10 protein-coding genes are annotated in these 13,489 nt (G+C 75.0%); 3 read left to right on the forward strand and 7 right to left on the reverse strand.

Annotation, left to right across the window (positions count from 1 at the left end):
• Nucleotides 1-9: 9 nt before the first annotated feature.
• The 6 genes from ABZ452_RS17185 to ABZ452_RS17210 all read right to left on the reverse strand — a co-directional run bounded on the left by ABZ452_RS17185 (nucleotide 10) and on the right by ABZ452_RS17210 (nucleotide 8,107).
• Nucleotides 10-534, reverse strand: coding sequence for a sigma-70 family RNA polymerase sigma factor (locus ABZ452_RS17185; protein WP_357943618.1), 525 nt, complete (start codon nucleotides 532-534; stop codon nucleotides 10-12).
• A gap of 114 nt (nucleotides 535-648) precedes the next feature.
• On the reverse strand, nucleotides 649-3,462 hold the full coding sequence (locus tag ABZ452_RS17190) for a BTAD domain-containing putative transcriptional regulator (protein ID WP_357943620.1): 2,814 nt from the start codon (nucleotides 3,460-3,462) through the stop codon (nucleotides 649-651).
• A 97-nt stretch (nucleotides 3,463-3,559) separates the two neighbouring features.
• Complete coding sequence (locus tag ABZ452_RS17195) at nucleotides 3,560-4,012, reverse strand: DUF1801 domain-containing protein (RefSeq protein ID WP_357943622.1); 453 nt, start codon at nucleotides 4,010-4,012, stop codon at nucleotides 3,560-3,562.
• Between the two features lie 226 nt (nucleotides 4,013-4,238).
• The gene (gene katG / locus ABZ452_RS17200; protein ID WP_357943624.1) at nucleotides 4,239-6,515 is read right to left on the reverse strand and encodes a catalase/peroxidase HPI; all 2,277 of its coding nucleotides are present in this window, start codon (nucleotides 6,513-6,515) and stop codon (nucleotides 4,239-4,241) included.
• Complete coding sequence (locus ABZ452_RS17205; RefSeq protein ID WP_357943626.1) at nucleotides 6,515-6,967, reverse strand: Fur family transcriptional regulator; 453 nt, start codon at nucleotides 6,965-6,967, stop codon at nucleotides 6,515-6,517. Before ABZ452_RS17205 ends, katG begins: the two co-directional genes overlap by 1 nt.
• A gap of 87 nt (nucleotides 6,968-7,054) precedes the next feature.
• Entirely contained in the window at nucleotides 7,055-8,107 is a 1,053-nt protein-coding gene (locus tag ABZ452_RS17210; protein WP_357943628.1) for a saccharopine dehydrogenase NADP-binding domain-containing protein, read from the reverse strand.
• Between the two features lie 96 nt (nucleotides 8,108-8,203).
• On the opposite strand from ABZ452_RS17210, the gene ABZ452_RS17215 reads away from it, so the two are divergent.
• From ABZ452_RS17215 to ABZ452_RS17225, 3 genes are read left to right on the forward strand one after another with little or no spacing between them, the layout of a single operon-like run.
• The gene (locus tag ABZ452_RS17215) at nucleotides 8,204-9,142 is read left to right on the forward strand and encodes a helix-turn-helix domain-containing protein (protein ID WP_357943630.1); all 939 of its coding nucleotides are present in this window, start codon (nucleotides 8,204-8,206) and stop codon (nucleotides 9,140-9,142) included.
• Between the two features lie 59 nt (nucleotides 9,143-9,201).
• The gene (locus ABZ452_RS17220) at nucleotides 9,202-9,531 is read left to right on the forward strand and encodes a PadR family transcriptional regulator (RefSeq protein WP_357943632.1); all 330 of its coding nucleotides are present in this window, start codon (nucleotides 9,202-9,204) and stop codon (nucleotides 9,529-9,531) included.
• A 46-nt stretch (nucleotides 9,532-9,577) separates the two neighbouring features.
• Nucleotides 9,578-10,831: a hypothetical protein gene (locus tag ABZ452_RS17225; RefSeq protein WP_357943634.1), complete on the forward strand. Its 1,254-nt coding sequence runs from the start codon at nucleotides 9,578-9,580 to the stop codon at nucleotides 10,829-10,831.
• Between the two features lie 9 nt (nucleotides 10,832-10,840).
• Here the strand turns inward: ABZ452_RS17225 and ABZ452_RS17230 are convergent, their stop codons facing one another.
• Complete coding sequence (locus ABZ452_RS17230) at nucleotides 10,841-13,447, reverse strand: AAA family ATPase (protein ID WP_357943636.1); 2,607 nt, start codon at nucleotides 13,445-13,447, stop codon at nucleotides 10,841-10,843.
• Nucleotides 13,448-13,489: the final 42 nt, after the last annotated feature.

The following is a 13,489-nucleotide window of genomic DNA, read 5'->3' on the forward strand; positions in this document are numbered from 1 at the left end:
GTTCCCTGCTCAGGCCGCCTTGAGGCCGGTACGCAGGGCGCGCAGGGCGTGGTGGGTCCGGGACTTCACGGTGCCGATCGGCACCCCCAGCCGGCCCGCGACCTCCTCCGGTGACCGGCCGACCAGGAACACCTCGGAGAGCAGGCTGCGCTGCGCCGGGCTCAGCCGGCGGAGCGCGCGCCGGATGGCGTACGACGCCAGCGCCGTGCCGGTGGTGTCGTCGCCGGCCGGAATCCAGGTCATGTCGACGAGATGGACCTCGACCGGGCGGCCCCGCCGCCGGCGGACCCCGTCGATGACGAGCCTCCGGGCGACGGTGAGGAGCCACCGGCGGGCGGCCTCGGGCTCGGCCGGCACCGAGTCGAGGTGCCGCCAGGTCCGCAGCATCGTCTCCTGGAGCAGATCCTCGGCGGTCTGCCGCTGCCCGCGGGTCAGCAGGAGCAGGAGGCGCAGCACGGCACGGGAGTGGTCCGCGTGCAGCTCGGTCATGCGCTCGGCCCGGCCGGCCGGTGATCCGTCGGGTGCCCAGAGCACGGTCTCTCCCCCATCCGCAGTGGCAACGGTGAATGAGGCAGGAGCCTAGGGACGGTGGATGCGAATGGACTGACGCGCGAGTGTCAATCGAGTGCCGTCGCCGATCGCGACCGGTCACGGACCCGGCGTGACCGCCGCGAGCAGGCCGGTCAGCCGCCGGCCGGTCGGCGTGTGCGCGTACGGGATCAGGGCCAGCGCCTCCTGCCACGCCCCCACCGCGGCGTCCTGGTCGCCCGCCGCGGCGAGGGCGTCGCCGAGCAGCGCGAGCACCTCCACGGCCGGCGCCGACGCCGAGGCCTCCTGGTAGGCGGCGGCCGCCTCGCGCCAGCAGGCGACCGCCCGGTCGAGCTCCTGGCGGGCGGAGTGCCCCTGGCCGAGCACCTCCCACGCCTCGGCGACCCCCAACCGGTACCGCGCTCCGCGCGACAGGGCCATCGCCCGCTCGGCGCTGCGCACGGCCTCGTCCCCCCGGCCCAGTTCGGCGTAGCTCGCGCCCATGATGACCAGGACGTCCGCCTGCAGCTTGTCGTCGCCGGCCGCCCACGGTCCCAGGGCTGCGGGGAGCGCCCGGACGACCTCCTCGTGCCGTCCCTGGGCGCTGAGGATCATCGCCCGGTTGATGCCGGCGCGGGTCATCTCGCCGTACAGGCCGAGCCGGGCGTGCAGTTCGACGGCCTGGTCGAGGTGCCCGAGCGCGGTGTCGTGCTCGTGCCGGAAGTAGGCCGCCCCGGCCAGGCTGCGGTGCATCCGGGCCTGCCCGACCAGGTCGCCGCCCGCCCGGGCCGCCGCGAGGGCCACCTCGCCGGTCGTCGTCCAGTCGGCCCACCGGCCGCTGCGGTCGAAGAAGTGCTGCATGCCCAGGGCGAGCTGCCAGGCCTCGGTGTGCCGGCCCTGCCCGGCGGCCCGGCCGACCAGCGCGATGAGGACCTGCCGCTCGGCGGTGAACCAGCGCATGGCGTCGCCGTGCCCGGCGAAGCGCAGCGGGGTCTCACCCGGCCCCGGCTCGATCATCGGGTGGTACTCGGAGGTCAGCAGGCATCGGTGCGCCCGATAGGCGGTGGCCCGGTAGAACCGCAGGCAGCGCAGCTCCGCGGCGGCGCGCTCGGCCGGGCCGTCGTTCTCCTCGCCGAGCTCCGTGGCATAGGCCCGCAGCAGGTCGTGGGTGCGGTAGCGGCCCGGCACGTCCTCGCTGATCAGGTGCGCGCGGCTCAGCTCGCCGAGCAGTGCCCGCGCGCCCCGCAGCGGGACGCCGGCCAGGCCCGCCGCGCCGGCGATCGAGATGTCGGGGCCGGGATGGATCGGCAGCAGCCGGAAGAGCCGGGCGGCCGGGGCGGACAGCGCCCGGTAGGACCAGGAGAAGACGGCACGCAGGTCGGTCTGCGGGTCGTCGCCGTCGAAGCCGTCCAGACTGCCGGGCGCTCCGGCCAGCTCCGCGGCGATCCGGGCCGGCGGCGTCCCCGGCAGGGCCGCCGCGCGGGCGGCCACCACGGCCAGCGCGAGCGGCAGCCGCCCGCAGGCGGCGATGATGGCGTCGATCGCGGCCGGGTCCGCCGCGACGCGGCCGGCGCCCAGCGGCCGCGACAGCGCGGCGCGGGCCTCCTCGACGCTCGGCAGGCCGACCGGCAACGGGTGGGCGCCGGCCGTGGTGAGCAGGCCGCTGAGCCGGCTGCGGCTGGTCACGATCACCAGACAGCCGGGGCTGCCGGGCAGCAGGTGCCGGATCTGCTCGGCGTCCCGGCAGTTGTCGAGCAGGATGAGCAGCCGCCGGCCGGCGAGGCTGCTGCGGTACAGGCCCGCCTGGGCGTGCAGCTCGGCGGGAATGCCCTCCTGCGGCACGCCGAGCGAGCCGAGGAAGCCGCGCAGTGCCTCGGCCGGGCTCATCGCCGGCTCCCGCCCGTCGTATCCGCGCAGGTCGACATACAGCTGCCCGTCCGGGTAGCCGGCGGCGAACCCGTGGGCGAGGTGGACGGCCAGGGCGGTCTTGCCGATTCCGGGCATGCCGTCGATCGCGAGCACCGCCGGCCCGCCCGGGCGCGCCACCGCCGCGCGGGCCGCCGCGATGAGGTCGTCCCGGCCGCTGAAGAAGGGCAGGTCCGGTGGCAGCTGCGCGGGCCGCGGGAGTGGCGCGGCCGACCCGGTACGTGCCGGCCCGGTGCGCTGGTGCAGCAGCCGGTCGTACGCCTCCCGCAGTTCCTCGCCGGGGTCGACGCCCAGGTCCTCGGCGAGCCGTCGGCGCACCGCCCGGTACCTCTCGACGGCCTCCGCCTGGCGGCCGTCGGCGGCGAGCGCCAGCAGTAACCGGCTCTGCAGTGACTCGTCGAACGGGTGCAGCTCGGCGGCCTGCCGCAGCGGCGCCAGCACCGCGCTCAGCCGGCCGCAGCGCTCGGCGGCGTCGGCGGCCCCGCGGACAGCTTCGGCGCGTTCGGCCTCCACGGCGAGGAACGCGGGGTGCTGCCGGCAGGCCGGTTCCAGACCGGCCGCGCACCGGCCGCGCCACAGCCGTAGCCCGTCGAGGGAGTGCCGCAGCGCCGACTCCGGGTCGCCGTCCCGCAGGCTCCGGGCCGCCCGCCGGCTCAGCGACCGGAACCTCAGCAGGTCGAGGGACTCCTCGTCGGCGCGCAGCCGGTAGCCCGAGAGATCGCGGAGGATGTGCCGGCCCGCCGACCGGGTGGGCAGGCCGGGCTCGACCAGCCGCCGGAGCATCCCGACGTGCCGGTGCACCACGTTCGCGGCGCTGGCCGGGGCGTCGTCGTCCCAGAGCAGGTCGACCAGCTCGGCCAGGGAGACCGGCAGCCCGCCCCGGGCCAGCAGCAACGCGAGCACGAGTCGCTGCTGGCGGGCGCCCAGGCGCAGCTCGGCGCCGGCGCGGACGACCCTGATCGAGCCGAGCACCGAGAAACCGACCGTGTCGCCCGCCTCCGCTCGCACAGCGGCCACGGTAACGGGCCGACCCGCCGGCCGGAGCTTGCGATCGAGCAAGCTACGGCCGGTTCGGGTACGCGCTGACCTGGCGGTCGGTGCCGGATCAGCTCACGGCGCGCTTCACGAGCGCGGCGATGCGCTCCGCCACCTCGGCCGTCACCTCGGTGAGGGCGAAACCGCTCGCCCACATCGTGCCCTCGTCCAGCTTCGCCTGGTCGCTGAACCCGAGCGTCGCGAAGCGCGCCTTGAACTTCTCCGCGCTCTGGAAGAAGCAGACGACCTTGCCGTCCAGCGCGTAGGCGGGCATCCCGTACCAGAGCTTCGGCGCGAGGACGGGGGCGCTGGCCGTCACGACGGCGTGGACCCGCTCGGCGATGACCCGGTCCGCGGGGGGCATCTCGGCGATCTTCGCGAGCACGCTCCGCTCGGCCTCCGCCTCCTTGTCCGCGCGCGTGCCCCGACGCGCCGCGGTCCTCAGCTCCCGGGCGTGGTCCTTCATGGCGGCCCGCTCCTCGGCCGTGAATCCCTCGTACCCGCTGGTGGTGGTGCTGGCCATGGTGCCCCCTGTGCTCGTGGCTCACGATCGGCCCGCCGGGCCGATCACTGTGGTCACAGCCTCTCCCGGGCGGGGCGGGGGCCGCCTCCGTGCCGACCACGGAAACCACCACGGACGCACGGTCCGTGTGCCCGCCCGGCGGTCCGGGAGAACCGGCGCCGGCCGGCGACGAACGAGCCCCGGTCGATCCGGGTGGATCGACCGGGGCTCGTCGGTTGGCGCCGGATCAGCGGACGTCGAACCGGTCCAGTTCCATGACCTTGGTCCAGGCGGCGACGAAGTCCGTGACGAACTTCTCGCGCGCGTCCTCGCTGGCGTAGACCTCGGCGAGGGCCCGCAGCTGGGAGTTGGAACCGAAGATGAGGTCGACCGCGGTGGCGGTCCACTTCACCTCGTCGGTGGCCAGGTCCCGGATCTCGTAGACGTGCTCCTCGGACTCCGACGCCTTCCACCGGGTGCCCGGGGAGAGCAGGTTGGCGAAGAAGTCGTTGGTGAGCACGCCGGGCCGGTCGGTGAGGACGCCGTGCCGCGTACCACCGACGTTGTTCCCGAGGGAGCGCAGGCCGCCGACGAGGACGGTCATCTCCGGAGCGGTCAGGTTGAGCATGTAGGCACGGTCGACGAGCAGCACCTCCGGCTGGGTCTTCTCACCCGGACGCAGGTAGTTGCGGAACCCGTCGGCGCGCGGCTCGAGGACCCGGAAGGACTCGACGTCGGTCTGCTCCTGCGAGGCGTCCGTGCGGCCCGGGCGGAACGGCACGGTCACGTCGACGCCGGCGTCGCGCGCCGCCTTCTCGACCGCGGCCGAGCCGGCCAGCACGATCAGGTCCGCGAGCGAGATCTTCGCGCCGCCGGCCGAGTTGAACTCCTGCTGGATGCCCTCGAGGGTCGCCAGCACCGTCGCGAGCTGCTCGGGCTGGTTGACCTCCCAGCTGCGCTGCGGCTCGAGACGGATGCGCGCGCCGTTGGCGCCACCGCGCTTGTCGGTGGACCGGAAGCTCGCGGCCGACGCCCAGGCGGTGGAGACCAGCTGCGCGGTCGTGAGGCCGGACTCCAGGACCTTCGCCTTGAGCGCGGCGACGTCGGCGTCACCCACGAGCTCGTGGTCGACGGCCGGCACCGGGTCCTGCCACAGCTGGGGCTCCGCCACCCACGGCCCGAGGAAGCGCTCGACCGGGCCCATGTCGCGGTGCAGCAGCTTGTACCAGGCCTTGGCGAACGCCAGCGCGAACTCGTCCGGGTTCTCCAGGAACCGGCGCGAGATCTTCTCGTACGCCGGGTCGACGCGCAACGACAGGTCGGTCGTCAGCATCGTCGGCTTGTGCTTCTTCGACGGGTCGTAGGGGTCCGGGATGATCGCCTCGGCGTCCTTGGCGACCCACTGCTTGGCGCCGCCGGGGCTCGTGCTGAGCTCCCACTCGTAGCCGAAGAGGATCTCGAAGAAGCGGTTGCTCCACTCCGTCGGCCGGTCGGTCCAGGTCACCTCGAGACCGCTGGTGATCGTGTCCGGGCCCTTGCCGGCGCCGTGGGTGCTCAGCCAGCCCAGGCCCTGCGCCTCCAGCGGGGCGCCCTCGGGCTCGGGGCCGACGTGGTCGTCGGCGACGGCGGCGCCGTGGGTCTTGCCGAAGGTGTGGCCGCCGGCGATGAGAGCGACGGTCTCCTCGTCGTTCATCGCCATCCGGGCGAAGGTCTCGCGGATGAAGTGCGCCGCCGCGAGCGGGTCCGCGTTGCCGCGGGGACCTTCGGGGTTGACGTAGATGAGGCCCATCTCCGTCGCGCCGACGTCGCCCACCATCTCCTTCTCGGAGGCGTAGCGCTCGTCGCCGAGCCAGGTGTCCTCCGGACCCCAGAAGATCTCCTCGGGCTCCCAGACGTCCTCGCGGCCGAAGCCGAAGCCGAAGGTCTTGAAGCCCATCGACTCCAGGGCGACGTTGCCGGCGAGCACGAGCAGGTCGGCCCACGAGACCTTCTGGCCGTACTTCTGCTTGACCGGCCAGAGCAGCCGGCGGGCCTTGTCGAGGTTGGCGTTGTCCGGCCAGCTGTTCAGCGGGGCGAACCGCTGGCCGCCGTCGCCGGCGCCGCCGCGACCGTCCTGGATCCGGTAGGTGCCCGCGGAGTGCCAGCTCATCCGGATCATCAGGCCGCCGTAGTGGCCGAAGTCGGCCGGCCACCAGTCCTGCGAGGTCGTGAGGGCCGTGACGATGTCCTGCTTGAGGGCCTCGACGTCGAGCTTGGCGAACTCCTTGGCGTAGCTGAAGCTCTCGCCCAGCGGGTTGCCCTTCGGCGACTGAGCGTGCAGCACCGACAGGTCGAGCTGGTTGGGCCACCAGTCCCGGTTGGTGCGCGGACGACCGCCGGTCTTCGGGGTCGGCGAGTCGATCGCCGGGTTCTCGCTCTCGCTGCCGTGCGCGGTCACGGAGTCGTGCGCGACCGGGCAGCCGGCCGCCGCCTTCTTGTCCACGCCCTGGGCGCTGGAGGGGGCGTTGTCCTGGGTGTCGCTCATCAATTTCCTTCCGAACTGGCGGATCGCTGGGAGGTGCGTTCGGTCGCGCAGTCGGGGCAGGTGCCCCAGTAGACGACCTCCGCCTCGTCGACCAGGAACCCCTGGTCGTCGGAGGCGGTGAGGCAGGGGGCCTGACCCACGGCGCAGTCGACGTCGGCGATCGTGCCGCAGGAGCGGCACACGACATGGTGGTGGTTGTCCCCCACCCGCGACTCGTACCGGGCGGTGGCACCCGCCGGCTGGATGCGCCGCACCAGACCGGCGTCGGTGAGGGCACGCAGCACGTCGTACACCGTCTGGTGGGAGACCGTGGGCTGCTCCGCCCGTACCAGGGCGATCACGGTGTCCGTGTCGACGTGCGGGTGGTCGCGCAGCGCGGCGAGCACCGCCAACCGGGGCCGGGTGACGCGCAACGAGACCGCCCGGAGCTGGGTCTCGAAGTCGGGCGCCATGCCACGAACATAGCTCACTCTTTTGGAATCAATCAAGTTTTGCTGCGATTCAATCCGCCCGGAAGATACTCCCCATCCGGGAACAAACTACGCCTGGAGCACGCCAGGACGCGGGGCAACCGAAATGTGGGCGGACAGCGCGCGGAGGAAGTCGGGCGCGTCGAAGATCTCGCCGGCGGAGGCGACGCCGCTCGTCCTCGTCTGCCCGGCGAGAAGGCGACGGACCGCTTCCACCGCCAGGGGTGCGCTGACGGCGTAGATGTCCCGGCCGCTGGCCACGACCCCACGCTGCCGGTCCCCGGAGCGCACGACGACGTCGACCGTGAACGTCTGCCCGGACCGGCCGCGCTCGTCGACCGCGGCCGGCGCAGGCGTGTCGGGGCCTGCCAGGTCCCGGGCGGCGTCGGTGGTCATGTAGGTGCGCACCTCGGGGATCGACAGGTGGCTGGGGACGGTGACCACGTCGGCCATCGTGAACCCGCCGAGGACGGTGCGGGTGCCCAGCGGAGCGGGGAAGTGCCATTCCAGGACCGGCAGGTCACCCTCGTCGAGGTGGTACTCCAGCCGGCCACCGGTGTAGCGGACCCGCCGGCCGTCACGCCGGTCCCGGGAGACGGTGCCCGAGGCGAGGGTCCCGGCCGTGGGGTGCCAACTGCTCAGCCCGTACGCGACGTGCGCCTCGTCGGCCGCCGTCCAGTCGCCCATCGCCGCCGTGACCAGCAGATCGCCGAGCCCGCCGAAGAAGGCCATCGCCGGGACCACCGCGACGCCCGCGCTCCGCGCCCGATCGGTGAAGTGCGCGAACGTGTCCACGTTGGCCTCGATCTCCGCCGCCACGTCCACGTACGGGATCCCGGCGCGCAGGGCGGCCTCGATCACCGGGGCCGCGGTCGAGGCGAACGGGCCGGCGCAGTTGACGACCGCGGCCGCACCCCGCAACGCCCGGTCGAGCGAGGCCGGGTCGCCGGCCGACGCCACCCGGTGTTCGAGCCCCGGATGCGACGCCGCCAGCGCCTGGAGCCGGCCCGCGTCGCGGCCGAGCAGGAGCGGGAGGAACCCGCGCTCGCGCAACTCCGCCACCACGAACCGCCCGGTGTGCCCGTAGGCCCCGAACACCGCCACGGTCTGCTGCGAACCCATCTGAGTTCCTCCTCGAAAGATCGACTGAGAAGATCCTCTCCGCCACGGTCGACCCGGACCAGTGTCTGGAACGACATGCCCCGTACAATTTCGGACATGGCCACGATCGCGCTCGCCGCCACCGACGGGATGCTGCACTTCGAGCTCGCCATGGCCTGCGAGGTCTTCGCCCACGACCCCTCCGGCCTGGCCGACCCGTGGTACGACCTCGTGGTCTGCGGCCCGGGCCCGGTCGGGATCGGCAGGTTCCGGGTGGAGCCCGACGACGGCCTGGACCGGCTCGCCCGCGCCGACACCGTGATCATTCCGGCCGTGGAGGACATCGACGCCGACGTGCCGCCCGACCTGCTCGACGCCGTCCGCGCGGCCCACCAGGCGGGCGCGCGGATGGTCTCGCTGTGCACGGGCGCCTTCGTGCTCGCCGCGGCCGGGGTGCTGGACGGGCTGCGCGCGACCACGCACTGGGCCCACACCGAGGCGCTGGCCGCCCGCCACCCCCGGGTGCAGGTCGACCCGGACGTGCTCTACGTCGACAACGGCGCCGTGCTCGCCTCCGCCGGCAAGGCCGCCGCGGTCGACCTGTGCCTGCACCTGATCCGCCGCGACCACGGCTCGACGGTCGCCAACGCCGTCGCCCGCCGCCTGGTCGTGCCGCCGCATCGCGCCGGCGGCCAGGCCCAGTTCGTCACCACCCCGGTGCCCGCCCGCGACGACCATCCCCTCGCCGACCTGCTGCCCTGGGCGATGGAACGGCTCGACCGGCCGCTGACCGTGGAGGACCTGGCCCGCCAGGCGAACATGAGCTCGCGCAACCTGGCGCGCCACTTCATGTCGGCGACCGGCAGCACCCCGTTGCAGTGGCTGTCGACGCAGCGGATTCGCCGGGCCCAGGAGCTGCTGGAGAACACCGACCGCAGCATCGACGCCGTCGCGCAGGCGGCCGGCATGGGCACCGCCACGACGCTGCGCCGGCACTTCAACCGGACCGTCGGCGTGCCGCCGGAGGCCTACCGTCGCACCTTCCGCAGCGCCTGACCCGACTTCCGCCCGGAGGGCCTCTTGCGCTTAAGTCTATCTAGGTAGATATTGAGGCCATGGTACGTGCACGACGTCCCTCTCCGCAGACCGCGGCCGTGCTCACCGCCCTCGCCGAGGCGGGCGCGGACTGGAGCCACGGCTACGACCTGTGCCGCGCCCTCGGCCTGAAGGCGGGCACCGTCTATCCGATCCTCATCCGCCTCACCGAGCGTGGACAGGTGGAGACCTCCTGGGAGGCCGACCCGCCGCGCGGACGGCCGGCCCGGCACCTCTACCGGCTCACCACCGCGGGCGCCGAACTCGCCCGCGGCGTTGCCGCCGCGGCGCGTGCCGGCGAAGCCGCACCCGCCCCGCGCACGGCCCGGCTCGCACCCACGACCACCTGACCGCGACCGCTCGAACCCGGCGCACCTGGCTGTTCGGAGGCTCCAGATGCTCGACCTCCTCCTCGTCCTGGGGGTGCTCGCACCGGCGCCCCTCCTCGCGATCGTGGTGCTCGCGGTCCGACTGCCCACCTCCCGCAGCGGTGCGGGCACATTCACCGCCCGCACCCGCGCCGCCGGGCGGAACGGCGTCGGACGCCCCGTCTGGCCGGGGCTGATCGCCGTCGCCGCCGCGGCCGCGGTGCTCACCGCGGGCCTGGAGCGCCTGTACGTCGCCACCGTCCCGAACGGGCCGCGCTGGGGCTTCGACACGGTGCTGCTGACCATTGTGCTCGGATTGTTCGCGGCGGTCGTCTGCGCCGGGCTCGCTGGCCTCGCGGCGGCCGCCGTCGCCAGTGCCCGCGGATTCGGAGCCGGCACCGTCGCGGGGCTGCTGGCCCTCGTCGCCGTCGCCGCCGGCACCGTGTCCGCGCACCTGCCGCTGCGCGCCGCCTACCTGGCGGAGCCCGAACGATTCCCCGTCGTCGGAAACCTCGCCGAGGGCGACCTGCTGGCGCCGTTCGAGTTCTTCCTCGCCGCGCTGATCTGGGCCCTGCCGTGGCCCGTCCTCGGCGCGGCACTCGGCGCCCGCTCCGAACCCGCGGGCCGCCGCCACCCGGCACGCGACGGCTGGCAGCTCCTGCTCGACCTGGCCACCACCGACCTTCCCGACAACCGGCGCGCGTGGGGTGCCGCCCTGCGGGCCGAGCTCGCGGCGATCGACCCGCCACCCGAGCGCCGCAGGTTCGCCCTCGGCGGAGCGTGGGCCGTCCTGCGGCCCGGGTGGCCGCGCGGCGCGTGGGTGCGGGCCGCCGGCGTGGCAGTCGTCGTCGCGGGTGGCTCCTTCGCCGCCTCGCGCTGGTCGCTGGCGCACGACCGGGGCGGGGTGCTCGGCTTCTGGACGGTCGTCCCGAGCGTTCTGCTGCTTGCCGTCGCGCTCGCCGCGGCCCGGCGTACCCGGTCCTTCGGCTCAGGGCTGCGCGCCGGAGCCCTGGCCGGGCTCGCCGCCCTGCTGGCGGTGCTCGCGGTCGGCATTCCCGAGTCCGTGGTCTGGGCACACCACCAGGCCGGCTACCTGAGCACCGGCGACGCCGTGCCGCCGAACTGGCAGGCGGCGGTCCGCGACGTGCTGCGTCCGGAATTCCTCGCCGGCATGCTCGTCCTCTGGACCACGGGGGCGGCCGGCGGCGCGGCCGTCGGCGCGGCACTCGGCCGCGTACGCGGCCACGCCCCCGACGGCCCCGCCACCACCGCCGCAGGCTGACGCGGCTGCTCACAGGGCCAGGGCGCTCAGCTCCGCGCGGCCGGCGACGCCGAGCTTCGGGTAGGCCTTGTACAGGTGGTACGCGACCGTCTTCGGGCTGAGGAAGAGCTGCGCCGCGATGTCCCGGTTGGACAGCCCCTTGCCGGCGAGCCTGGCGATCTGCAGCTCCTGCGGGGTGAGGTCGGCGCCGGCCGACGCGGCGGGCTGCGGAGCCCGCAGCCCGGTCGCCTCCAGCTCGCCGCGCGCCCGCGCCGCCCACGGCGCCGCCGCCAACCGGTCGAACGTGTCCAGGGCGCGGTGCAGCTGGCCGCGTGCCTCGGCCTTGCGCCGGGCGCGCCGCAACCACTCCCCGTACAGCAGCTCGGTGCGGGCCTGCTCGAAGGGGCGGCCACCGAGCTTCAGGGCGAGCAGGTGATCCTGCTCGTCGCCGGTGAGCAGCGCCCGGCACCGGTACGCCAGGGACATCGCCCACGGCTGGTCCACCCGCTCCGCCCAGGCCCGGAAGCGGGCGTACGCCTCCTCGGCCTGCTCGGGCACGCCGGCCCGGACGGCCGCCTCGACCAGGTCGGGCACACTCCGGTACGCGCACACCTGGTGGGCGTACGGGTTCTCCTGCAGGGCGGCGAGCCGGGTCACGGCGGACTCCACCCGGCCCTGGCCGAGGTCGAGCAGGCCCAGCGCCCACAGCGTCCACGCCCGACCGCCCGCCTCGGCGCCCGCCGCGGCGCCGTCCAGCGCCGAGGCCACCAGGTCCAGGCAGCGCGCCTCGTCGCCGGCCACCGCGGCCAGCACGGCCTGGACGGCACGCAACTGGCTGACCCAGAGCGGTTGGCCGCCGTCGCGGGCCACGCGGACCGCCTCGTCGAGGCTGACCGTGGCGTCCCGGTGGCGGCCGTGGAAGAACTCCGCCTCGGCGAGGAAGAACAGCAGGGTGGGCAGCAGGCCGAGGACACCCTCCGCGCGGCAGCGGGCGACCAGAGTGCCGGCCAGCTCGTACGTCTCGGCGTCCTGGCCCGCGACGAAGCCGAGCCCGCACAGCTGCACCCGGTCGCGGGGTGCGCCGTCCACCTGGGCGGCGGTCGCGGCCAGCGGCAGGGGCCGGCCCCGCACGGCGGCGACCTGGTAGCGGGCCACCGGATGGTCGAGCGTGGCGAGCTGGTCGAGGCAGGCGCCCAGGTGCGGCTCGCCGAGGTACCAGGCCGGGTGGAACGCGGCCACCAGCAGCGCGTCGCGCTGCCCCGGGTCGAGCTGCGCGCCCCCGGTCATCAGGTCGTACGCGGTCTGGTGGCCGCCCTGCCAGAACCAGGCGTGCCCCTCCACCCAGGCGACGCGGGCGTGGAAGGTCGGCTCGTCCACCAGCCCGGCCGCCCGCTCGGCGAGCCGGACCGCGTCGCCGAGGTGCCCGGACTGCAGGCCGCTCTCCGCGGCCAGGAGCAGTCGGCGCGCCTTCGCGGCCTCGTCCGCGCTCAGCTCGGCGGCGCGCTCGAACGCGGCCAGGGCGGCGCCGTAGCCGTTGCGCCCGCGGGCCTGCTCGGCCGTGCGTTCCAGCGCGGCGGCCACCTGCTCGTCCGGCCCGGTGGTGGCCGCGGCGAGGTGCCAGGCCCGCCGGTCGGCGGTGTCCGGCGCGGTGAGCACGTCCGCCAGAGCCCGGTGCGCGGCGAGCCGCTCCGGGTACGGCGCGGCGGCATGCACCGCGGCGCGCACCAGCGGGTGCCGGAACCGCAGCCGCCGTCCGGTGACCTCGACGAGCCGGACCTCCTCCGCCGCGCGCAGGTCGGCGGGGCCGCCGCCGAGCGGCGCGGCGGCGCGCAGCAGCACGTCCAGGTCGCCGGTGTCCTCGACGGCGGCGACGCGCAGGAGCGCCCGGGTTCCGGCGGGCAGCCGGTCGACCTGGCCGTGGAACGCCGCCAGCAACCGGTCGGTCAGCGGCAGCGGACCGCCGGCCCCACCGGCGGCGAGGACGCCGGGCAGCTCGATCAGCGCGAGCGGGTTGCCCTGCGCCTCAGCGAGCACCCGCATCCGTACCTCCGGGGCGAGCTGCGGGTCGAGCAGCCGGACGGCGTCGGCCGGCGCGAGCGCGCCGACGGTCAGCTCGGGCAGGCCCGGGGCGGGGAAGCTGCCGTCCCGGGCCGCGAAGATCATCACGACGCCCTCGGCGTGCAGCCGGCGCGCGGCGAAGAGCAGCGCCTCGGCGGAGACGGTGTCCAGCCAGTGCGCGTCGTCGACGAGGCAGAGCAGCGGGCCGTCCTCGGCGAGGTCCGCCAGGAGCGACAGCACGGCGAGCCCCACCAGCAGCCGGTCGGCCGGGGCGCCGCCGCCCAGCCCGAACGCGGAGGCGAGCACCTGCCGCTGCGGCCCGGGCAGCCGGTCGAGGCGATCGAGCACGGGCCGCACGAGCTGGCTCAGCCCGGCGAACGGCAGCTCGGCCTCGAACTCGGCGGCGCTGGCGCGCAGCACGCGCGTCGGGCCGGCCGCCGACTCGGCCGCCCAGTCCAGCAGCGCCGTCTTGCCGATGCCCGGGCCACCCCGCAGCACCAGCGCGGCGCTCTCCCCGGTCCGGGCCCGCGCCACCAGGGCCGCGATCCGGTCCTGCTCCGCGCCGCGGCCGTGCAACATTCCCGCACCCTACACAGGTACGGAGTACCTAAGCGCTACCGA

The organism is Micromonospora sp. NPDC005707, assembly GCF_040631005.1.
Lineage (GTDB): Bacteria > Actinomycetota > Actinomycetes > Mycobacteriales > Micromonosporaceae > Micromonospora.

Bases quoted from the DNA above. Each gene is read 5' to 3' on its own strand.
- ABZ452_RS17195 (WP_357943622.1), bottom strand. From the start codon at position 4,012: ATGGCCAGCACCACCACCAGCGGGTACGAGGGATTCACGGCCGAGGAG.
- katG (WP_357943624.1), bottom strand. From the start codon at position 6,515: ATGAGCGACACCCAGGACAACGCCCCCTCCAGCGCCCAGGGCGTGGAC.
- ABZ452_RS17205 (WP_357943626.1), bottom strand. From the start codon at position 6,967: ATGGCGCCCGACTTCGAGACCCAGCTCCGGGCGGTCTCGTTGCGCGTC.
- ABZ452_RS17210 (WP_357943628.1), bottom strand. From the start codon at position 8,107: ATGGGTTCGCAGCAGACCGTGGCGGTGTTCGGGGCCTACGGGCACACC.
- ABZ452_RS17215 (WP_357943630.1), top strand. From the start codon at position 8,204: ATGGCCACGATCGCGCTCGCCGCCACCGACGGGATGCTGCACTTCGAG.
- ABZ452_RS17220 (WP_357943632.1), top strand. From the start codon at position 9,202: ATGGTACGTGCACGACGTCCCTCTCCGCAGACCGCGGCCGTGCTCACC.
- ABZ452_RS17225 (WP_357943634.1), top strand. From the start codon at position 9,578: ATGCTCGACCTCCTCCTCGTCCTGGGGGTGCTCGCACCGGCGCCCCTC.
- ABZ452_RS17230 (WP_357943636.1), bottom strand. From the start codon at position 13,447: ATGTTGCACGGCCGCGGCGCGGAGCAGGACCGGATCGCGGCCCTGGTG.